General features: G+C 37.3%; 17 protein-coding genes and 1 riboswitch. Of the genes, 15 read left to right on the top strand and 2 right to left on the bottom strand.

The window, feature by feature from the left end; genetic code table 11:
* The first annotated feature begins 292 nt into the window (after window positions 1–292).
* Window positions 293–1,609 carry a Gfo/Idh/MocA family oxidoreductase gene (locus BLE01S_RS18190; RefSeq protein ID WP_066145739.1) on the top strand — a complete coding sequence of 439 codons (1,317 nt, stop codon included), beginning with the start codon at window positions 293–295 and terminating at the stop codon, window positions 1,607–1,609.
* 52 nt (window positions 1,610–1,661) lie between these two features.
* Entirely contained in the window at window positions 1,662–4,094 is a 2,433-nt protein-coding gene (locus tag BLE01S_RS18185; RefSeq protein WP_066145737.1) for a glycosylhydrolase-like jelly roll fold domain-containing protein, read from the top strand.
* A gap of 58 nt (window positions 4,095–4,152) precedes the next feature.
* Here the strand turns inward: BLE01S_RS18185 and BLE01S_RS18180 are convergent, their stop codons facing one another.
* Window positions 4,153–5,262, bottom strand: coding sequence for a 5-methyltetrahydropteroyltriglutamate--homocysteine S-methyltransferase (locus BLE01S_RS18180; RefSeq protein WP_066145734.1), 1,110 nt, complete (start codon window positions 5,260–5,262; stop codon window positions 4,153–4,155).
* 94 nt (window positions 5,263–5,356) lie between these two features.
* Window positions 5,357–5,457: riboswitch (SAM riboswitch) on the bottom strand.
* A gap of 105 nt (window positions 5,458–5,562) precedes the next feature.
* Between BLE01S_RS18180 and BLE01S_RS18175 the strand changes: the two genes are divergently transcribed.
* Window positions 5,563–5,760 carry a hypothetical protein gene (locus BLE01S_RS18175; RefSeq protein ID WP_066145730.1) on the top strand — a complete coding sequence of 66 codons (198 nt, stop codon included), beginning with the start codon at window positions 5,563–5,565 and terminating at the stop codon, window positions 5,758–5,760.
* A 113-nt stretch (window positions 5,761–5,873) separates the two neighbouring features.
* Here the strand turns inward: BLE01S_RS18175 and BLE01S_RS18170 are convergent, their stop codons facing one another.
* On the bottom strand, window positions 5,874–6,329 hold the full coding sequence (locus tag BLE01S_RS18170) for an S-ribosylhomocysteine lyase (RefSeq protein WP_066145727.1): 456 nt from the start codon (window positions 6,327–6,329) through the stop codon (window positions 5,874–5,876).
* A 150-nt stretch (window positions 6,330–6,479) separates the two neighbouring features.
* Between BLE01S_RS18170 and BLE01S_RS18165 the strand changes: the two genes are divergently transcribed.
* The 12 genes from BLE01S_RS18165 (at window position 6,480) to BLE01S_RS18110 (ending at window position 21,921) form a co-directional block, all read left to right on the top strand.
* Window positions 6,480–7,049 carry a DoxX family membrane protein gene (locus tag BLE01S_RS18165; RefSeq protein WP_111703578.1) on the top strand — a complete coding sequence of 190 codons (570 nt, stop codon included), beginning with the start codon at window positions 6,480–6,482 and terminating at the stop codon, window positions 7,047–7,049.
* A 95-nt stretch (window positions 7,050–7,144) separates the two neighbouring features.
* Window positions 7,145–8,440 (top strand): Na+/H+ antiporter NhaC family protein, encoded by a 1,296-nt coding sequence (locus BLE01S_RS18160; RefSeq protein WP_066145721.1) that lies wholly within the window; start codon window positions 7,145–7,147, stop codon window positions 8,438–8,440.
* A gap of 776 nt (window positions 8,441–9,216) precedes the next feature.
* Window positions 9,217–9,609, top strand: a complete 393-nt coding sequence (locus tag BLE01S_RS18155; protein ID WP_066145718.1) for a hypothetical protein — start codon at window positions 9,217–9,219, stop codon at window positions 9,607–9,609.
* 426 nt (window positions 9,610–10,035) lie between these two features.
* A complete protein-coding gene (locus BLE01S_RS18150) occupies window positions 10,036–11,766 on the top strand; it encodes an ABC transporter ATP-binding protein (RefSeq protein ID WP_066145715.1) in 1,731 nt (576 codons plus the stop codon).
* Entirely contained in the window at window positions 11,759–13,597 is a 1,839-nt protein-coding gene (locus tag BLE01S_RS18145; RefSeq protein ID WP_066145712.1) for an ABC transporter ATP-binding protein, read from the top strand. The genes BLE01S_RS18150 and BLE01S_RS18145 overlap by 8 nt, the downstream gene beginning before the upstream one ends.
* 159 nt (window positions 13,598–13,756) lie before the next feature.
* A complete protein-coding gene (locus tag BLE01S_RS18140; RefSeq protein ID WP_066145709.1) occupies window positions 13,757–14,764 on the top strand; it encodes an aliphatic sulfonate ABC transporter substrate-binding protein in 1,008 nt (335 codons plus the stop codon).
* A gap of 9 nt (window positions 14,765–14,773) precedes the next feature.
* Complete coding sequence (gene ssuC, locus BLE01S_RS18135; RefSeq protein ID WP_066145706.1) at window positions 14,774–15,556, top strand: aliphatic sulfonate ABC transporter permease SsuC; 783 nt, start codon at window positions 14,774–14,776, stop codon at window positions 15,554–15,556.
* A 21-nt stretch (window positions 15,557–15,577) separates the two neighbouring features.
* Window positions 15,578–16,327 carry an ABC transporter ATP-binding protein gene (locus BLE01S_RS18130; protein ID WP_066145702.1) on the top strand — a complete coding sequence of 250 codons (750 nt, stop codon included), beginning with the start codon at window positions 15,578–15,580 and terminating at the stop codon, window positions 16,325–16,327.
* 494 nt (window positions 16,328–16,821) lie between these two features.
* Window positions 16,822–17,622: an ABC transporter ATP-binding protein gene (locus BLE01S_RS18125; RefSeq protein WP_174521748.1), complete on the top strand. Its 801-nt coding sequence runs from the start codon at window positions 16,822–16,824 to the stop codon at window positions 17,620–17,622.
* Window positions 17,615–19,243, top strand: coding sequence for a hypothetical protein (locus tag BLE01S_RS18120; protein WP_066145699.1), 1,629 nt, complete (start codon window positions 17,615–17,617; stop codon window positions 19,241–19,243). Before BLE01S_RS18125 ends, BLE01S_RS18120 begins: the two co-directional genes overlap by 8 nt.
* A gap of 59 nt (window positions 19,244–19,302) precedes the next feature.
* The gene (locus tag BLE01S_RS18115; protein ID WP_066145696.1) at window positions 19,303–20,598 is read left to right on the top strand and encodes an alkaline phosphatase family protein; all 1,296 of its coding nucleotides are present in this window, start codon (window positions 19,303–19,305) and stop codon (window positions 20,596–20,598) included.
* A gap of 84 nt (window positions 20,599–20,682) precedes the next feature.
* The gene (locus BLE01S_RS18110) at window positions 20,683–21,921 is read left to right on the top strand and encodes an MFS transporter (RefSeq protein WP_082788819.1); all 1,239 of its coding nucleotides are present in this window, start codon (window positions 20,683–20,685) and stop codon (window positions 21,919–21,921) included.
* The last annotated feature ends 9 nt before the right edge of the window (window positions 21,922–21,930 follow it).

Genomic DNA, 21,930 nt, shown 5'->3' with positions numbered 1-21,930 from the left:
CCATATGGTTTTTTCTATTATGAAATTAATTTTATTATTTAAGGGTTAATGACAGCGGTATTCCAGTATTTTGGAATATCGCTGTCTATTTGGTTGAGTAAAAAGCTTAGTTTAGAGAAAGGAGTTTGAGGTTGTATCTATCCACGTACTCGTATTTATGATTTATCAAAAAAGTATTACTTCGGCAAAAAAGTGTTAGAAAGATTTAACTAAGTATTCGATTAATTAAAAATATACAATTGCAGGAAAGGGATAGAAGATGTACGCTTTAGTTATTGAGAGGAGTGATTGTATGAGTCGAGAGAAAAATCAATCGAAGAAGAGGTATGTATTAGTTGGAACAGGTGGGAGAGCGGAATTTTTCTATAAACATCTAGTTACAGATTTTAAAGAGACGAGCGAATTAGTTGGATTTTGTGATATTAATCAGACGCGATTAGCATATGCCAATGAGTTATTACAAAATAGGTATGGGTACAAAGCTGTTCCATTATATCTTTCCAATCAATTTGATGAAATGATTGCGACGGAAAAACCCGATGTAGTAATTGTGACAACAGTTGATAGGACGCATCACCACTATATCATCCGTGCTTTAGAGTTAGGTTGCGATGTAATCACAGAAAAACCAATGACTACTGATGCTGAGAAGTGCCAAGAAATTATTGATGCAGTAAATACGACAGGTAAAAATGTACGCGTTGCTTTTAACTATCGCTATGCTCCGCATAATACAAAGATCCGTGAATTGATTATGAATGATACGATTGGTGAAGTGTATTCGGTACATTTTGAATGGGCGCTTGATACGCAGCATGGTGCAGATTACTTTCGAAGATGGCACCGTGATAAAGCGAATAGTGGAGGACTTCTTGTTCATAAATCGACGCATCACTTTGATTTAGTCAATTTTTGGCTTGGGACTGCTCCTAAGACCGTTTATGCAGCTGGTGGATTGCGCTTTTATGGCAGAGAGAATGCGGAATCTAGAGGAGTAACGGAATTTTACCAAAGAGCACATGGGAGTGAGTTAGCAAAAGCAGATCCATTCGCGATCCAGTTAGAGGAGAATGGTCATTTAAAAGCCTTGTATTTAGATGCGGAAAAAGACGATGGTTACCAGAGAGATCAAAGTGTGTTTGGTGATGGAATCAACATCGAGGATACTCTTGCGGTGACGGTCACTTATCAAAACAAAGCGGTATTAACGTATTCTTTAAACGCATATTTACCATGGGAAGGCTATATTGTTTCCTTTAATGGAAGTAAGGGAAGGATTGAAGTTCGGATTAGGGAGCAATCGTATATTAACTCTGGTGGGGATAAAGCCGACGAGGGAGCGATTCAGGAAAGATCGATTACCGTTTTGCCGATGTTCGGAAGTCCATATGAAGTGGAAGTAACAGAAGGAGAAGGTGGCCATGGTGGAGGAGATCCCTTGTTATTGCGCGATTTATTTGATAAACCACGAGAGGATGAATTTCAACGAGCCGCATCCCATGTAGATGGGGCGATGTCAATTCTAACAGGGATTGCTGGAAATATGTCATTACAGACAGGACAAGCCGTTCAAGTGGATGGGTTAATTGATTTTCAAAGAAGAGATTGATAGAGACGATGAAGCTGAAAATGGTAAATGGATTATGTGAAAGGATGACACGATGGCCAAGTTAACGGATGCGTTTTTAAAACCATCGGATGAATTCACCCCGATTCCTTTTTGGTTTTGGAATGATAGGCTTACTCATGAAGAAATTAAGCGGCAAATTCATGAGTTCTATAAAAAAGGGGTCATGGGATTTGTATTACATCCTAGGTTAGGAATTCCAAAAGATATAGAATACTTATCTGATGCATTTATGGAATTTGTATTAACTGCTGTCAAAGAGGCAGCAAGGCTTGGTATGAGAGTTATCTTATATGATGAAGCGATGTATCCTTCAGGCTCAGCAAAAGGTATGGTTGTGAGTGGGCATCCCGAGTATGCCAGCCGTGGTTTGAAGATGCTTGAGTTTCATTGTCAAGGCTCGACAAACATTACTATTCCATTAGATGAGGGAGAAAAGCTTATATCTGTTCAAGCGGTTGAAAAGAGGTCCAAATATCAAATTAATAACAAAAATATAAAGCGTTTACAACGGAGCGGTGAAGAAATTCAATTTTGTCCGCCGAGCAAGGGTAATTGGTCTATCATCTGCTTGATTGAAACATTTTCGAAAGGGACAATTCGAGGAATTCATGATGGTGAGGATGATGGAGAAGAAAATGCTCCAGCTTCCGCAGATCTACTTAATCCATTAGCGGTCCAGAGGTTTATTGAATTAACACATGAGCGTTATTATTCGATATTGGCTGTTCACTTTGGATCGACCATTCAGGCCTTCTTTACGGATGAACCTGATATTCTTGGACGAGGTGCATCCAAAGGATTAATACCATGGACAAATGACCTTTTAGCTTATTATCTTGAACAAGGAAATCGTGAAATAGATTTACTAGCCTTATGGTTTGATGTGGGTGGTGAAACACCTATTCTGCAAAAAAATTACCAAAAAGTTATAAATAAACGTCTGTCGGAAGCCTATTATAAGCCTTTAAGCAGATGGTGTGAGCAACATCAAATTGCGCTAACCGGGCATCCAGCTGCAAGTGATGACATTGGTTTACTCGATTACTTTCAAATACCGGGACAAGATGTCGTTTGGCGTTGGGTTGCACCAGAGGATGAAAAGGGACTAGTAGGAACTCACTCAACCGCTGGAAAATGCTCGGCAGATGCTGCGAGACATCGAGGCAGACGACGTAATTTAAACGAGATTCTTGGAGTTTGTGGGCAAGGAAATAGCTGGCATTTATCTGGCGGCGATATGAAATGGTACTTCGATTGGCTCTTTGTTCGGGGCGTCAACTTAATTTCGCCTCATGCTTTCTACTACTCTATTGAAGGAAGAACGAGGAGTCATGAGCGCCCACCAGATGTAGGTGTGAATAATATTTGGTGGCCATATTACGAACAGTTTTCTACATATATTAAACGCCTAAGCTGGTTAATGACTGATAGTGTGAATCTAGCACAGATAGCTGTTTTATGTGAGGAAGCCTTTTTACCATGGAAAATCGTCAAACCTTTATACGAAAATCAAATAGAGTTTAATTATTTAGAGGAATCCCTTTTGGATCAATGTGTAATAAATGAAGGAATAATAGGCATAGAGAAACAGGTATATAGAGTTATTTTAGTAGAAGATACTACGAGATTAAGTAGTAAAACAATCATGTTTTTAGAACAATTTATAAAAAATGGTGGTACAGTCTTTGTTCTAGGTGAGTTGGAAAATAAAATTGTGGGAGCTGTATCTACCTCCATTAAAGGTGTATGTGGGGATTTGGAAGATGTCGTCAGAAGAGAGATAAATCTAGTTCCCGCTTGTGATGACATTCGAATCAGTCAAGTTGACAAGGAGGGGCAATTCTATTATTTATTAGTGAATGAGGGAGAAACAAACTATGAAGGGGCATTGCGAATAAATCGTCAAGGATCCGTTCAGAAATGGGATCCTTGGAAGGGAACCATTGAAGATGTCCCAATACAGACCCGCAAATCTAATAGTAGAGTTCCTTTGCAGCTACAGCGACGAGAAAGTATCATATTCTACATTAATCCAAATGAAAAGCCGGTATATCAAGAGACTTTACCAATAAATAATAAGCAAGCTGTCCCGGTCAAAGAAGAATGGAAAATTAGTCTCAACAATTTAATTAGGGAAGAAGTAACTTTAGGTTCATGGACAGAATGGGAAGGCATGGAGCACTTCTCAGGAACATTAGTATATGAACAAACGATTAAATGCCAAACATCCAATATGACTTATGCTACTTTAGATTTAGGTGAAGTCCAAGAAATAGCTCATGTTTGGATAAATGGTCAAGAAATTGGAGTGAAAATGTGGGCACCCTATACATTTGAATTAGGTAACGTCTTAAGAAAAGGTGACAATTCTATTAGAGTAAAAGTAACAAATACAAAGGCAAATGATATGGATAAAGTGAGTTTACCATCAGGATTGATCGGACCTGTAACAATAACATACTAATAGATTTTAAAAAGAGGTCGGGAAGTATTCATTCCCGAGCTCTTTTGATAGTAGTTAATTATCCCCAAATTTCTTTTGCAATATCGACTATAAACTTCAATTTCTCCCATTGTTGCTCTTCTGTTAGCTTGTTGCCATGGTGTGTGGAAGCAAATCCACATTGTGGGCTTAAACATAATTGCTCTAATGGTACAAATTGCGAAGCTTCTTTTATTCGCGCTTTAATCGTTTCTTTATCTTCTAATTTTCCATCTTTAGATGTGACAACACCTAAAACAACTTGTGCTCCACCATTTGGAATATGGTCTAATGGTTTAAAGTCACCTGAGCGCTCATCATCATATTCCAGGAAAAAGCCATTTACTTTTTCTTTTGCAAATAAAGTAGGGGCGATCAGTCCATAGCTACCTTGAAATGCCCAGTTGGAGCGATAGTTTCCACGGCATAGATGTGTTGTGACCACTAAATCTTCTGGTTTTCCTTCCAATACACTGTTTGCTACTTTGAGCGCTAATTCAATTAAGTATTCTCTTGTATATTTGCCATCATTGAAAGGAATATCCGGAGAGGAAAGTCCAGCAATATAAACATCATCTAATTGTAGATAACGGACGCCTGCTGCGTAGAATGCTTGAATGGCATCACGATAGGTCCGAATAATATCATTTGCATATTCTTCAATGTCAGGATAGATGTTTTCATCCCTTATGCCTACATTAAATAATTGGTTAGGGCTTGGAATGGTTTGTTTGGCAACGGCACGACCAGCAACAATTTTGTTGAATTCAATAAAATCCTTAACATGAGGGTGATCAGGATTGAATGAAATTTTTCCAACGTTTCGGACATTGTATCTTTCTGTTTCTTCATCTCCATTAAAAACATAACCTACTTCAGGAACATAACCTTCTATTCCATTTAAGTGCTCTAGAAAGTCAGTATGCCAAAATCGGCGTCTAAACTCACCATCTGTTACAAGTTCTAAGCCAACTTCTATTTGCTTATCAACGATCCGTTTAATTTCTTGTGTTTCGACTTCACGTAATTGTTCAGCAGTAATGGCACCATCTTTAAAGTCTTTTCTTGCTTTGTGCAAATTATCTGGACGTAATAAACTTCCGACGTGATCCGCTCTGAATGGTGCCTTCGTTAATGTTGTAGTTGTCATTGTTACATTCCTTCTCTCTTTTTTAATTTTTTTTTGATATAAAAAAACCTCTTCTTGGAAAATAGAAGAGGTTTTGGCGTTATGCTATCGGCTCTTCTTATCTTCAAGCATTACGCTTCTGGAATTAGCACAGTACTTAAAAAGTCTGTTGCTGAGGTATCAAAGGGCCAGTCCCTCCACCTCTCTGGATAAGAAATAAAATATATGTAGTTTTTAATTGACTCTTACTTTACAGCTCCTATTCCTTTTTGTCAAGGGTAATAACAAAATAATGTAAAAATTTAAAATAGGCAATGAATAATGACAACAGCCAGTAAAGTAGGGGTGACGGCCAGTAAAAATTGCGCCATGGCCAGTAATTTTGTGATGACGGACAATAAAGGGTTAGCGACGGCCAGTAAAAGCCGGATGACAGCCAGTAATATGCTAATGCCTTATCAAATTAGACAGAAAAGCATCGTTTTTTCTACATGGGAATTGGAAAGAACAAAGATTTAATAACTTGATAGAAAAAAACACCTCCAACAAGAATTTCAGGTATCTATTCCTAAATCCTTGTTAAAGGTGTTTTTTATTTGTCACACTCTATTCTCTATCTGTATTTTAGCTAGTTAAGCGCGAAATGGATCGTCACTTAATCCTGCTTCCACAACTATCTTTGCATATTCCTGTGCAGCAAATAGTGAATGGTCTCTATAATTTCCACATTCGAGTGCAGAAACAGCTGGAATATGCTCGGTTGTAATAACTTTTTCGAGTACTTTCGTTAAAGCAGCAGCAATATCCTTAGGATCATGCTCATCCCAGATAATCATGTAAAACCCTGTTCTACAACCCATTGGTGAAATATCAACAATTCCTGTTAACTCATCCCGTAAATATGTTGCAAGTAAATGCTCTAACGTATGAACAGCAGCAGTTGGCATTGCATCATAATTCGGTTGCAAAAACCGCAAATCATACTTTTGTAGCGAGCTACCTTTCTCATGTGATTCCGTACCAGCTAAGCGAACATATGGTGCTTTAACTTTTGTATGATCAAGTTGAAAACTTTCTACTTCTGCCACAGTAATCTCCCCTTCACTTTTGATTATTAAACTATCATATCTCATACATGTAAGTAAATACCTTAATTAAAAGTAAGGGGTGGGTTTATCGAATCTTCGTAAGGATATACAAACAATACAAACGGAATTTTCTAAATCCAATAAGGAGGAATGATGATGAAGGAAAAAGGAAATATTATAATACCTGAAAATCCTGTATCTAGATTTTTATTTAGCAGCCCAAATTCTGCAATTATTTGGTTAATCGTTCGTTTATATGTAGGTTACGCTTGGATAACGGCAGGTTGGGGGAAAGTTACAAGTGATGCTTGGACTGGTAAAAATGCTGGAGCGGCCCTTCAAGGTTTTGTAGGTGGTGCATTAGCAAAATCTCAAGAAGGGGGGGATGTAGCTGGGTGGTATGCTACTTTCCTTGAGAATACGGTTCTTCCGAATGCAAAGGTATTTTCATATATGGTAGCTTATGGGGAGTTACTCGTTGGACTAGGATTAATATTAGGGTTGTTAACAGGAATTGCTGCATTTTTTGGTGCTTTAATGAATGTTACCTTCTTATTCGCAGGTACATTAAGCGCAAATCCTTTATTGTTTATCCTTGCTACATGGCTTGTTTTAGCTTGGAAAGTTGCAGGCTGGTACGGATTAGATCGTTGGGCGCTGCCGTTATTAGGCACTCCTTGGTCAAGAAATTCTAAATATACATTAAGCAATAATATTTGAATGAATAACAAAGTATGGTATAAACTATTAGAATGCCTCTTCTTATTGCTAAAAAGAAGGGGTCTTTTTATGCGAAAAATAGTGGGGTGTCCATCGTGAATTCAACCGAGAAAAGAAACCCGGCTGCATTATTGCCGTTTCTTGTTTTTTTAATATTATTTATTGGTTCCGGTCTGATTACAAAAGACTTTTATGCTTTTCCTGTTATCGTTGCAATCTCTATTGCTGGAGCGTTCGCGATAGCAATGAATCGAAAAGAATCTCTGAATCAAAAAGTAGAGAGTTTTTGCAAGGGGGCAGGAAATTCTAATGTCATCTTAATGGTTTTAATTTTCCTTTTGGCTGGTGCCTTCTCTGAAGTGGCCAAAGGAATGGGGGCAGTAGACTCAACGGTGAATCTGGCTTTGACCGCTGTACCTCCCAATTTATTATTAGTCGGTATTTTTATTATTGCTTGTTTTATTTCTCTCTCAATGGGAACATCTGTAGGGACGATTGTTGCCCTTGCTCCGATCGGAGTGGGGATTAGTGAACAAACGGATATTTCTCTTGCTCTTGCGATGGCATCTGTGATTGGTGGCTCCATGTTTGGTGACAATTTATCCTTTATATCAGATACGACCATTGCAGCCGTACGCACACAACATACACAAATGAAAGACAAGTTTAAAGTGAACTTTTTCATCGTATTACCTGCAGCGGTTATTACATGTATTATCCTCGGGGTTTTAACAATGAATGAGCACGCAGCTATAGCAACCGAGTCATTTAACTGGTTTAAAATAATTCCGTATATATTCGTTCTTATTACCGCTTTAATGGGAGTCAATGTGTTTCTCGTGCTAACAATAGGTATTGTTTTTGCGGGAGTGATTGGGCTAATGGATGGAAGTTATCATGTAATGGATATATTTCAACATATCGGTGAGGGAATGGCAGGAATGTATGAAATGTCCTTTTTAGCGATTCTTATTGCTGGTACGGTGGAAGTTGTCCGGTATAATGGTGGAATTAATTATTTTCTTTATACAATTACTAAAAATATAAAGTCAAAAAAAGGAGCGGAATTCGGTATTGCGAGTTTAATTAGCTTAACGAATGTATCTACAGCTAATAATACTATTTCAATTATCATTGCCGGTCCTTTAGCTAAAAATATTGCGGATAAATATCAAATTGATCCGCGTAAATCTGCCAGTTTACTTGATATTTTTTCCTGTACCATTCAAGGAATGCTACCGTATGGTGCACAAATGTTAGTTGCAGCTGGGATTGCGGGGATATCACCTGTTAATATTTTGCAGTATTCTTTCTATCCAGTTCTTATCGGAATCTGTGGTATCATAGCAATTTTGATTGGTTTTCCGAGATTTTCTCAACAAAAAAACTAGATACAAATTTAAGTCCTTTATATCTTTGTAAAGGGCTTTTTTTTATCTATCTATTCATTAGTATTTCCCTGTTAAAGACAGTATGTTTTGATCACATGCTTTTTTCAAAACACGTTCTTTTTATATACTATAGTATGCAGGCGCTGGACGATATCTTAATAGTTAAGTGTTATTATTTTTCTTTTTTAATTCTACATATACTAAGTAATAACAAATACTCCTATTTCTGGAATGTCAGAATAAGAATGAGTAACTTCTAGAGCAAAATTGAACATATCTTCACTTCTTCCCATGATAGCGGCAATGATTAAATGAGGAACATACCTAAAGATAAACAATGTAACTGAAACAATTCATTAAGGAGATTCCTGGATCTTGTTTATTCATAAAGTCACCTTCCATATTTTATTATCCAGTTGTTATTTAGGTAGCATCTTGACGGGACAGATCCCATCGGGCAATCCTGCATTCCCTTTTTTAGCAATATATAAATTTTCCTCTCATTAACCCATTAAAATTCCATCGCTTTAGATACATAGTTCCATAGAATATTTTCCTTAAATCACTTCAATATTTGGAGGAAATAATGCCAGTTAATACATAACGATTACGAAGTATCTTTGCAAATGGGGTCACTAAATTATTTTCAGATTTACCAGTCACTCCTTCCTTTTTTACAAACATTATGAAACCAGATTGACAACTTGTATGCATTTGTATACAATTGGCAACATAATAATGTGTATACAATTGTATGCGAGGGAGGGGGATTTATAATGAGAAATGAAAAAAAGAAGGACTGTAAGAAAGAGGGACATCATCATGGTGAACGTCACAAAGGTAAAGAAGGTTCACATCAACGCGGACCAAAAACCTTCCGTCGCGGGAGAGCAATTGCCTTTTTAGAAATGATGAAACTTAAGCGTTCAACCATTAAGCAACAGTTAAATGAACCCGAGTTTCAATCAATTAATCAAATTTTAGTCGGTGAATTAAAAGCTATCGATATGGTAATCAACGAGTTAATTCAATTATTTGAAATACATGAAAGTGAAGCAGTGGAAATATCCCATACTCAAAGTGAAGCAAGCGAAACAGTTGCATTGGAAGGTGAAAAGTCAGTAGAGGATCATAGTGAGGAAGGAATTGAAATTAGCGAAACAAATTGATATTTATAATGAATGCTTGTTTCATAACTAAGAAACTCTTTTGAAGGAAATCATTTTGTTTTTATTAGAGAGCGGACATTGGTATTTCGCTCTTAAATGGGAGAAATGCAAAGTTAAATGTGGGAATCAAGTACCATATATAACTGGGCGAGCTCTGTAAAGGTTAAAAAACTACCTGAGAATAATAAGTGATCGAATTTTTCTTAATTAATATAGGAGAAAATTATCGGAATTATCTGATAGGTATTATAAGACTGGCGCTGTGAAGTGCTTTAGTTCGAGAAATATGATTTCCTGTCTCGAGTAATAGATTATGACTTCCTTATCGTTTCAAAACTGTATTTTTCTGCTGTGCCCCTAGTGATATATAAACAACGGCTTATCAACAAATATATTTATAAGGATAGGTTTATGGAGGGATAATTATTGAGGAAATTGATTCGCTATTTAAAACCGCATTGGTTGTTTGTCCTATTTGCTCCCCTTTTAATGGTACTTGAGGTGGCGATGGATTTATTACAGCCTAGGTTGATGGCAAGCATCATTGATGAAGGTGTTATGAAGGGTAACTTATCGCTAGTGCAGTCGACGGGTTCTTGGATGCTGCTCGTTGCATTTATTGGGTTGCTAGGCGGTATTGGATGCACAATTTTTGCGAGTTATGCTTCTGTTTATTTTGCAGCAGACTTACGTGAAGATTTATATAAACGTGTGCAAAGCTTTGCGTTTAAGCAGCTTGATCGCTTTTCTGGCGGTCAGCTTGTTACGAGACTAACAAATGATGTTACGCAGTTACAGCTTTTTGTGGAGATGATATTGAAAATTTTCGTTCGCTCTCCTTTACTTACAATTGGAAGTATTATTATGGCAATTATGATCAGCCCGAAGCTGGCAATCATTTTAATTGCTTCAGTTCCACTGCTTTTCATTGTGTTATTTTTGCTTATTCGTTATGCTTTCCCTTTATTTTCAAAGGTGCAGGAAAAGCTAGATGGTGTAAATAATGTGTTACAGGAGAATTTACGCGGTATGCGCTTAGTGAAGGCGTTCGTCCGTGGTGATTTTGAACAGAAGAAATTTCGTGAGCAAAATACGAATTATACAGAGTTTGCAGTAAAGGCATTTCGGATTATGGCGTTGAATATGCCAGTAATGATGTTGATTATGAATATAACAATTGTTGCTGTCCTTTGGTTTGGCGCCGGCCAAACATGGACGGGAAATTTACCAGTCGGCGAACTTGTAGCCTTTATTAACTATGTTACCCAAGTGCTATTTTCTCTTTTAATGGCTGGCATGCTTATGATGGCTGTTTCAAGAGCAAAAGCTTCAGCTGATCGTGTTAATGAAGTATTGATAATCGAGCCCGAGAGGCAATCGTCAGTAGTGCAACCAATCGATCATGTGCGAGGACATATCGAATTTAACAATGTTTCCTTTGCATATGACAAAGATCAAGATTTGATATTGGATGCAGTTAGCTTTGAAGCAAAGCCTGGGCAAACATTGGCGATTTTAGGAGCAGCTGGGGCTGGAAAGTCAACACTTATTCAATTAATACCAGGGCTTTATGAAGCGACAGAGGGGACTGTGTTGCTCGATGGAAAAAACGTATTAGACTTACCGCTTGATGAACTGCGGAAACATATTGGCTACGTCCTACAAGAAACTATTTTATTTAGTGGTACCATCTATGAAAATATCAGTTTTGGAAAATCAGACGCTACCCAGGAAGAAGTGGACGCTGCTGCGAAAGCGGCTCAAGCCCATGAATTCATTAGTAGAATGCCGAATGGATATGAGACAAATCTTGGTCAACGTGGCGTTAATTTATCTGGCGGACAAAAACAAAGAATTGCGATCGCGCGTGCGTTGTTGCTCAATCCCGCAATTCTAATACTTGATGATAGTACAAGTGCTGTTGATGTAAAAACAGAAACTGCTATTCAGAAGGCCTTGAAAACGGAATGGCGGCATACGACATGTATTTTTATCGCGCAAAGGATTTCATCTGTTGTGGAAGCGGATCATATTATCGTGATGGAAAATGGAAAAATTGCTGCGGAAGGTAAACATAAACAATTACTTGAGGAAAGTGCACTATATCAAGATATTTTTGCCTCCCAGCAGAGAAAGGAGGAGATAGTACATGGTTAAGAGTGATAAAAAAAACCAATCCAACGATCCCACTTCTGGTATTCGTCCAGGCCGTCATATACCTACAGGCCCTGTTGTAAAAGCAAAGAATACAAAGGAGACTTTGCACAGGCTTTGGCATTATTTACGTAAACAAAAGCTAGGATTAATTGCAGTCACTATTTTTACAGCTATTAGTGCAGTACTTATGTTAACGGGGCCATACTTAATTGGTATGTCGATTGATCGCTACATTGTTCCCCGGGATTATGATGGTCTAGTTACTCTGTGTCTTGTTTTGCTTGGCGTATATATTGCTAGTTCTGCCTTTTCATGGCTGCAAATGCATGTGATGGCCGCAATTTCTCAACACACAATTCGCGACATGCGCAGTGAATTATTTGATAAAGTACAGAAGTTGCCCATTTCTTACTTTGATAAAACACCACATGGTGAGCTCATGAGTCGAACGACGAACGATATGGAAACAGTCTCGAATACGCTTAATCAAAGTATGGCGCAATTTATTAACAGTATTTTGACATTAGTTGGTGTCATTATTTTTATGCTCGTTATGGATATAAAGTTGACACTCGTTAGCATGGTGATTATACCAATCGTTATTTTAACAACGAAAAAGATCGCTACTTATACGCGTAAGTTTTTTAGTAATCAACAAAAAGAACTGGGATCTTTAAATGGATTTATTGAAGAAACTGTTTCGGGGCAAAAGGTGATAAAAGTATATCGCAGGGAAGCGAAAACGCTTGGTCAGTTTCAAGCGAAAAATCGAGCTCTACGCGATGTGGCGAAAAAGGCGCAAATCTTTGCAGGGGTCATGGGTCCATCCATGAACTTTATTAATAACTTGAGTTTTGCGCTCATTGCAGGAATTGGTGGCTGGATGGCTTTACGGGAGATTGTTACGATTGGGGTCGTTGTGGCCTTTCTAAATTATTCTAAACAATTCAGCCGGCCGATAAACGAATTAGCGAGTCAGTTTAATTTACTTCAATCAGCCATTGCTGGTGCAGAACGAATATTTGAAGTAATGGATGAAGTAGAAGAAGACGATGAGGGTGAAAGGAAGCCAAAAATTCCAAGTGTTCAGCGTAGTATTGAATTTAAAAATGTAACTTTCTCTTATATAAAAGAAGATGGACCTGTTTTAAAAGATGTTTCTTTCACAGTAGAAAAGGGACAGAATATCGCTCTTGTAGGGCCAACTGGGGCCGGGAAAACGACAATTATTAATTTGTTGACACGGTTTTATGATATTGAAGAAGGTAGTATTAGAATAGATGATAGGGATATTAAAGAATGGGATCGCAATAGTTTGCGCCGACGGATAGGGATTGTACTGCAGGATGCCTTTTTATTTAGTGGTTCTGTTATGGAAAATATTCGTTATGGACGTTTAGATGCGACTGATGATGAAGTGCTTGAAGCGGCACAAATGGCGAATGCAGATAGTTTTATCTGTAAATTGCCGAATGGTTATGCTTCGGTATTATCCGCAGATGGAGGAAATTTAAGTCAAGGTCAGCGCCAACTGATCACGATTGCCCGAGCGATATTAGCAAATCCTGATATTTTAATTCTCGATGAAGCAACGAGTAGTATAGATACGCGAACGGAAAGTCAAATTCAACAAGCAATGAAAACACTAATGGTAGGACGTACAAGTTTTGTTATTGCACATAGATTGAGCACGATTCGTGAGGCGGATGTCATTCTAGTCATTAAAGATGGCGAAATATATGAACGGGGAAATCATGATGCCTTAATGGAGCAAAAGGGATTTTATTACGAGATGCAAATGAATGTAACAAATGCACAGCAAGCAATGTAGATAATGGAAAGACGCAAATCCTCTTGTTAAATCTAGCAAGGGGATTATTTGGAATGCCTGTTTTTAAAACACTTTAGTCAATTAAAACATTAAAACGTAGTATTCCTATTAGGATTGTGGTACTATGATCCTATTAATTATTTCAAGGGGGAAAAGGGAATGAAAAAGGCATGGTTGTCCCTATTTATTGGGATCTCGTTCATCATTGTCCTGGCCGGATGTAATAGTGATCCAAAAGGAACATCATCAGAGGCCAAATCTGCTACATCAGGTTCTGCGGACAAAGTAAAGATTGGCTTTCAGAAAGGGAATACATTACATATTCTAAAATCGTTAGGATATTTAGAGGAAAAATTGAAAAAGGATAATATCTCCATTGAATGGGTTGAGCTTGCAACAGGTGGCGCATTGCTTGAGGCATTAAATACAAATAATATTGATTTTGGTCATGCGGCAGATGCGAATGCTGTATTTGCGCAAGCAGCTGGCATGCCACTAGTCTATATTGCATCTGAGCATCCTAATCCGGAAGGCCTTGCGATTATTGTTCATGGAGATTCAGATATAAAAACAGCTGCCGATTTAAAAGGAAAGAAGATTTCCATCGGAAAAGGCTGGAATTCTCATTATCTATTAATGAAGGCGTTGCAAAAAGAAGGACTCACTTCAGAAGATGTTGATTTTGCATATGTAAAAGATGCTTCAGAGGGAAGAGCAGCATTCGAATCAGAACGAGTCGATGCGCTAGGATTTTGGGATCCGTTTCTTGCTGTATTAGAAAATGATATTAGTCCAAGAATTTTACTTGATGGCGAAGGATTCACAAATAATCGTACGTATTATTTTGCATCGGACTCATTTTCAAAGGAAAATAGCGAAGTAATCAAGACAATTCTTGAAGAATTAGATAAAGCTGATCAATGGGCCAATGAAAATAAATCAGACCTTGCTAAAATGCTGGCCGATTCTTTAGGTATTCCGTTGGAGGCAATTGAAAAAACAGTAGAACGCAGAACATATGGCGTTGAAAAAATCACGGAATCAGTTGTGGCTGAACAACAAGATATAGCGGACATATTTTTACAAGAAAAATTAATTGAAGCTGAAATTTCAGTATCTGACATGGTTACGGAAGATCCGGCTTGGTTTCCAGATACTCTAGAATAGGTGAATGAAATGAAGAATACTAAGGTTTTTAAATTTGAAGGCATCATACCGTGGCTTGTTCCAGTATTGCTTTTACTGATATGGCAAATATGTTCTGTTAATGAAATTATTTCATCACGGTTATTTCCACCACCAACAGCTATCATTTTGACAGCAATTGATTTATTTAAATCAGGTGAACTTTATTATCATATGGGCATAAGTACGTATCGTGCGCTTGTTGGCTTGTTGATCGGCGGAGGGATTGGCTTTATTTTAGGATTAATAAATGGGTTATTTCCATTTGCGGGAAGGTTCTTTGATTCGACGATTCAGATGGTTCGAAATGTTCCCCACTTAGCATTAATTCCATTAGTCATTATTTGGTTTGGTATTGGAGAAACGGCCAAAATATTCCTCGTATCTTTAGGTGTATTTTTCCCTATTTATGTGAATACATATCATGGCATTCGAACAGTGGATAGAGGATTAATAGAAATGGGCAGAGTATATGGTTTAAGCGCATGGGAACTTTTCAGAAAAATCATTTTACCGGGAGCATTGCCATCTATTTTTGTTGGATTACGCTATTCCTTAGGTTTAATGTGGTTAACGCTCATAGTCGCAGAAACGATTGCATCCGATTCCGGTATCGGTTATATGGCAATGAATGCTCGTGAGTTTATGAAAACAGATGTGATTATTTTAAGTATTATTATCTACGCGCTGTTAGGAAAATTAGCCGATATCTTGGCCAAACTGATTGAGGAAAAAACACTAAAATGGCATCCAAGCTATGCTAAAAAGAAATAAGGGTATGATGAGGTGAAACACATGGAAACACAAGGGGCTGGTCTCCATGTAGCAGGGATTTCAAAGTCGTTTGGCGATGTAAATGTGCTTAAACAACTGGATCTGTCTGTACAAAAAGGAGAATTCCTATCAATTGTTGGCAGAAGTGGTTGTGGGAAAAGTACATTTCTACGTTTGTTGGCGGGATTGGATAAACCAACAACAGGTGAAATTGAATTAGAACAGCAAATAATTCGAGGAATTAATCCTCAAGTACGAGTTATGTTCCAAGATTCAAGACTTTTACCGTGGTTAACAGTAATTGAAAATGTTGAGTTGGGATTAGATAAGGTAGATGAGGCTAAAGGCAAAACTGAAATGAGAAAACAAGCGGCTGATATGCTCGAACAAGTAGGATTAAAGGGAAGAGAGAATGAATGGCCTCACGTTTTATCTGGAGGACAGAAGCAAAGGGTTTCTTTAGCAAGGGCGTTAATCAGTAAGCCAAAACTACTATTACTAGATGAACCATTAGGGGCGCTCGATGCATTTACAAGACTCGAAATGCATCAGTTGATTTTAAATTTATGGGAGGAACATAAGTTTACAGCCTTTTTGGTGACACATGATGTAGCAGAAGCGATATCACTTGCTGATCGAGTTCTTTTGCTAGAGGAAGGCAATATTGCGATGGACTTAAATGTGGCCATTAAGAGGCCGAGAGAAAGAGATAATCATGAAGTGACGGAATTGGAAAAGAAGGTAATTCATCGAGTGATGAACATTAAATAATAGTGGCCCATCGTCTATAAGAGACTGTGGGCTTTTGCTCAGGCTGTCGTGAATACGGGGGTCTTTTTTTCATTGGGTAAAAGTGAATATCAAATCCCGTGACCTATTTAAAAATCGTGGCGGCCAGTATTTCAGCTACAACGGCCTTTAAGTTTTCCGCGATGGTTAGTAAAAACATTCTAATAGCCAGTATCTTCCACATGACGGCTAGTAAGTGGATGTTGACCGCCAGTAAGAGAAAAAGCGCATCTATTTAACTTTAGAATCTATTTTTTTATAGCAGAATGTCTAGGGAATATATAAATAAGCAAATCCGATATCCGTTAAAGCTAAAGTACTGGCAATTAGTAGGCTATGAAAACCGGTAAGTTCGTAATGAGCATTAATCTAATCATAAAGATAATTTTAAAAGGATAGTGAGGGTAAAAGAATGAACACCATATGACTATATATAATGTTAGAATAATAACAATATTACATTTAGAGGTGACCACATGAATATTATAGGAGAAAAGATTTTATCTCTCACCGATTTAACGATGAGTTATGGCGGAAAACAAGTATTGAATGGTATAAACTTAGAGGTTTTTCAAGGACAAATCATTGGTTATATTGGTCCAAATGGTGCAGGAAAAAGTACGACCGTGAAAATAATGCTTGGTCTAGTAGATGGATATGGCGGTAAAGTGGAAATATTCGGGGAAAATATCGCAGATGCGGATCATACATATAAAAGGAAAATCGGATATGTTCCAGAGAATGCTGAGGCTTATGACAACCTAACAGCTAGTGAATACTTAATCTTCGTTGGTGAGTTGTATGGAATGGATCGAGATAGAGCGGAGCAAAAGGCACTGAATTTAGCGAGGGAATTTGGATTGGAGGAAGTTTTTCATGCGAGACTTTCTTCCTTTTCTAAAGGAATGAAGCAAAAGACATTGATAGTTTCGAGCTTATTACATGATCCTGATTTGTTATTTTTAGATGAACCATTAAGTGGTTTGGATGCAAATAGCGTGATGATCATTAAAGAGATCCTAGCACAACTTGCTTCCCAAGGAAAAACCATTTTTTACTCTTCGCACATTATGGATGTTGTTGAAAAGATTAGTAGTCGCATTATTTTATTAGTAGAAGGTAAGGTAGTTGCTGATGGTAGTTTTGAAGAATTAAAAGAACAGAGTAAAGAAGGGACGCTTGAGGAGATCTTTAATCAGTTGACAGGTTTTGATGAACATAAAAAAATTGCTAGAAATATTGTTGCGACTGTCAGAGGGGAATCGAATAATGAGTGATTTTCGGACATTAAAATTCTTGGACTTATTTAAAGGTATATTCAGGAAGTTTGGCATTGATTATGGTGTGATGAGGAAAATACTGCAAGTGAAGCTCATGATGGATCAAAGAAGGGTACCTACCATCTTCAATGGAGCGGGGAAAAAGAAGGAAGGGAATCATTTTTTGAAATCACTTGGATTATATGCCTTTTATGGACTGATATTAATTCCTTTTATCCTTTTAGGAGATAATTATATATTCCAAATGAGTCTTGTATTTGGATTGGTTATGTTTATCCTGATGACTTCGATGATTTCGGATTTTTCGACAGTACTATTAGATGTACGTGATAAGAATATATTAGATACAAAACCAATTAGCAAACGGACAATCAGTGCGGCTAAATTCTTTCATGTATTGATATATATGTTTCTACTGACAGGTGCATTTGTTGCGATCCCATTAATAGTTAGCCTATTTAGCAAAGGGATCTTATTTTCGTTTTTGTTTTTAGTAGAATTGATTTTAATTGGTCTTTTTACTGTAGTTCTGACAGCTTTGATTTACTTATTTATCTTGCGTTTTTTCAGTGGGGAACGCTTGAAGGATATTATTAATTATGTGCAAATCTTATTATCTATTAGCATTCTAATCGGTTATCAAGTGTTAGCGAGATCCTTTGAGTTGGTAGACTTACAGTTCACCTATAGCTTTCATTGGTGGCATGTATTTATACCTGCTTTCTGGTACGGTGCACCATTCGATTTATTGATGAATCAGCATACATCTATTTATAATATTGCTCTAACGTTACTGGGATTATTTGTTCCTATTATTTCTATTCTGATTTATGCTCGATTAATGCCTTCTTTTGAACAGAATTTGCAAAAGTTATTAAGTGATATGAACCCAAGGAAAAGGAGTACAGTTCGACTTGATAATTTGTGGGCAAAATTAACCTGTAGAAGAGAAGAAGAGCGAGCATTTTTTCGCTTTGCCTCTCTGATGATGAAACGAGAAAGAGAGTTTAAATTGAAGGTTTACCCGACATTAGGATTTGCCGTTATTTTTCCGTTTATTTTTTTATTTAATGAGGTGCGAACAAGTTCCTTTGCTGCACTTTCTGATAGTAAAATGTTCCTCGTCATTTATTTTTGTAATCTGATGATCCCAGCGATTGTCCATATGCTTAAATTCTCAGGAAATTATAAAGGAAATTGGATTTATCGAGCAACACCAATCAAGGAGGTATCTTCTATTTACAGTGGTACGTTAAAAGCATTTCTTGTAAAAATGTATGCTCCTATTTACTTTCTTCTTAGTATTTTGTTCATTTTTATTTTTTCTGTGGAAATTCTTCCAGATCTTTTCGCTGTCTTACTAGCGGGATTGTCTCAGGTTTTAATTACTTATCGGTTGACGAATAATGAAACATATCCATTTTCCAGATCATTTGAATTTGCGCAAGATTCAAATACAGCTAATATGATCGTTCTTATGATAATAACAGTTCTATTTGCGGGAATTCATTTACTAGCCACATTTATTAATTATGGTCTTTATGTATATATCGTTATTTTGTTTGTAGCAACGATAATTGGATGGCGTTACACATTTCCAAGGTTATCAAAATATTAAAAGGGGATCTAAGCCCTTTTGTCGAAAAGCTACGTAATACAAATAATGGGGAGGTTGCAATGACTAAACATACGGATCATTTAATTGTCATCTCATTTGATTGTCTGTCTTCATTGGATTTTCCTATATTGGAGGAGCTTCCTCATTTTCAGCAGTTTTTGCGTAAAGCATCTATTTGTAAAAATGTGGAGACAATTTATCCATCTGTGACATATCCATGTCACGCAACAATTGTGACGGGTAATTATCCGAAACGTCATGGTGTAATTAATAATACCCTTTTACAACCTGGGAGGCCTTCTCCTGATTGGTATTGGCATCGCCGTTATGTGAAGGGGACGACATTATACGATGAAGCGAAAAAGGCTGGCATGACAACAGCTGGATTATTATGGCCGGTAACAGCAAAAGGGAAAATTGATTATCATATGCCTGAAATATTTGCCAATCGTCCTTGGCAGAATCAAATTCCTGTCTCCTTACTAAATGGAAGTTTTCTCTATCAATTAGATATGAATCGTCGTTTCGGTCATATACGAAAGGGATTAAATCAGCCGGAACTAGACGACTTTGTATTAGAATCTACCGTTTATACAATCAAGGCGAAGCGACCAAACTTAATGCTTATACATTTTACTGATCTAGATACCCATCGTCATTTACATGGATTTTCATCAATAGAAGCCCATGCAGCTATCCAGCGTCATGATATTCGACTTGGGCGAATTATTCAGGCATTAAAAGAGGCTAACATATATGAACGTTCAACGATTATCGCACTAGGGGATCATAGTGCAATGGATGAAGAGAAAGCAATCAAAATAAATGTATTGTTTCGGGAACGAGGACTAATAGATGTATCGAAGCGTGGAAAGGTAAGAAATTGGCAGGCGTATTGCAATAGCTGTGATGGTTCCGCATATATATATGTAAAAGATGAAAAAGCAAAAGAAATTGTTCAAACATTACTAAATGAACTCTTAAAAGAGGAGAGCAATGGAATTGAAAGAGTGTTAACTAGTAAGGAGGCGGCGGATAAAGGAGCAGATGATCATGCAGCTTTTATGATTGAGGCCAGTAAAGGATATTATTTTACAGAGGGTTTAGAAGGATCATTTATCGATAGGATTACAGCGGAAGATGTGAAGGAGAGGCGCTACACACGCGCTTGCCACGGATATTCACCTGAAAAGGCAGATTATACAACGGTTTTCATGGCATCTGGAAAAGGAATTCGGGAAAATGTGATCATCCCAACAATGCAACTAATCGACGAAGGTCCAACTTTTGCTCACTTGCTTGGGCTTCATCTTGGTGAAACCGACGGAAAGGTTATAGAAGAGCTATTATTGTGATTATTATTCTGAATTTTGTAATTATTATTAAAGGGCAAGGGAGGGAATGGAGTGAAACATTATACTAAAGGGGAAAATAGTTGGATGTTATATGATTGGGCAAACTCTGCTTATTCTATAATTATTACGACGGCAGTATTTCCAATCTTTTATAAAGCGGCTGCTACAAATGCTGGCATTAGTGCTGCAGATTCTACTGCTTATCTCGGTTATACAATCGCTATCGCCACATTTATTTTAGCGATGTTAAGCCCTATATTAGGGACGATCGCGGATTATCAAGGATTAAAGAAAAAGTTTTTTATCTTCTTTTTTGCAATCGGTGTACTTGCTACTACCTTACTTGCATTTGTACCAAGTGAAAATTGGTTGCTTTTATTAGTATGCTATACATTTTCCGCAGTAGGGTTTTGGGGGGCCAATGTATTTTACGATGCATTTATCGTGGATGTGACGACAGAGGGAAGGATGAATCGGGTTTCGGCACGAGGGTATGGTCTTGGCTATATTGGTAGCACGATCCCATTTATTGTTAGTATCGCAATTATCATCTTGGCGCAAAACGAAATGATTCGAGTTTCTGCTACGAGAGCTAGCCAACTTGCTTTCCTTATTACAGCGATTTGGTGGGGATTGTTCACGATCCCTATGTTGAAAAACATCCATCAACGTTATTATATAGAACGCGAACCAAAATTGGTTATTAGTAGTTTTAGAAGGCTTGGTCAAACCTTTAAGGATATTCGAAAATATCGGGCATTGTTTTTATTCTTACTAGCATACTTCTTTTATATTGATGGGGTTGGGACGATTATTTCTATGTCTACTGCATATGGCACTGATTTAGGAATTAGTTCCACAAGCCTTTTACTTATCTTGTTCGTCACTCAATTAGTCGCTGCACCATGTGCGATTATATATGGAAAATTCGCAGAAAAATTCACGGGGAAAAAGATGATATACGTCGGCATATTTGTTTATATTATCGTTTGTATCTACGCTTTCTTTTTAAAAACTACACTAGACTTCTGGATCTTAGCTATGCTTGTAGGGACATCTCAAGGTGGTATCCAAGCATTAAGTAGGTCTTATTTCGCAAAATTAGTACCTAAAGAAAAATCAAATGAGTTTTTCGGTTTTTATAATATTTTTGGAAAGTTTGCTGCGATTATGGGACCATTATTATTAGGTGTAACTGCGCAAATTACTGGCCATTCATCTTATGGAGTATTTAGTTTAGTCATTCTGTTTATTATTGGAATTATTATTCTTGCTTTCGTGCCGGAACCCAAGGTCGATGAGGTAGTGAATAAACCTGCTTAGGGATAATAT

This window comes from Lederbergia lenta NBRC 16444, from assembly GCF_001591545.1.
In the GTDB taxonomy this organism is placed as follows: Bacteria; Bacillota; Bacilli; order Bacillales; family Bacillaceae_C; genus Lederbergia; species Lederbergia lenta.
This window is presented reverse-complemented; position numbering and strand designations above follow the sequence as displayed.

What these genes read in the sequence shown, in the direction of transcription:
- BLE01S_RS18190 (WP_066145739.1), top strand. Translation starts at nt 293, where the DNA reads ATGAGTCGAGAGAAAAATCAATCGAAGAAGAGGTATGTATTAGTTGGA.
- BLE01S_RS18185 (WP_066145737.1), top strand. Translation starts at nt 1,662, where the DNA reads ATGGCCAAGTTAACGGATGCGTTTTTAAAACCATCGGATGAATTCACC.
- BLE01S_RS18180 (WP_066145734.1), bottom strand. Translation starts at nt 5,262, where the DNA reads ATGACAACTACAACATTAACGAAGGCACCATTCAGAGCGGATCACGTC.
- BLE01S_RS18175 (WP_066145730.1), top strand. Translation starts at nt 5,563, where the DNA reads ATGACAACAGCCAGTAAAGTAGGGGTGACGGCCAGTAAAAATTGCGCC.
- BLE01S_RS18165 (WP_111703578.1), top strand. Translation starts at nt 6,480, where the DNA reads ATGATGATGAAGGAAAAAGGAAATATTATAATACCTGAAAATCCTGTA.
- BLE01S_RS18155 (WP_066145718.1), top strand. Translation starts at nt 9,217, where the DNA reads ATGAGAAATGAAAAAAAGAAGGACTGTAAGAAAGAGGGACATCATCAT.
- BLE01S_RS18145 (WP_066145712.1), top strand. Translation starts at nt 11,759, where the DNA reads ATGGTTAAGAGTGATAAAAAAAACCAATCCAACGATCCCACTTCTGGT.
- BLE01S_RS18140 (WP_066145709.1), top strand. Translation starts at nt 13,757, where the DNA reads ATGAAAAAGGCATGGTTGTCCCTATTTATTGGGATCTCGTTCATCATT.
- ssuC (WP_066145706.1), top strand. Translation starts at nt 14,774, where the DNA reads ATGAAGAATACTAAGGTTTTTAAATTTGAAGGCATCATACCGTGGCTT.
- BLE01S_RS18130 (WP_066145702.1), top strand. Translation starts at nt 15,578, where the DNA reads ATGGAAACACAAGGGGCTGGTCTCCATGTAGCAGGGATTTCAAAGTCG.
- BLE01S_RS18125 (WP_174521748.1), top strand. Translation starts at nt 16,822, where the DNA reads ATGAATATTATAGGAGAAAAGATTTTATCTCTCACCGATTTAACGATG.
- BLE01S_RS18120 (WP_066145699.1), top strand. Translation starts at nt 17,615, where the DNA reads ATGAGTGATTTTCGGACATTAAAATTCTTGGACTTATTTAAAGGTATA.
- BLE01S_RS18115 (WP_066145696.1), top strand. Translation starts at nt 19,303, where the DNA reads ATGACTAAACATACGGATCATTTAATTGTCATCTCATTTGATTGTCTG.
- BLE01S_RS18110 (WP_082788819.1), top strand. Translation starts at nt 20,683, where the DNA reads ATGTTATATGATTGGGCAAACTCTGCTTATTCTATAATTATTACGACG.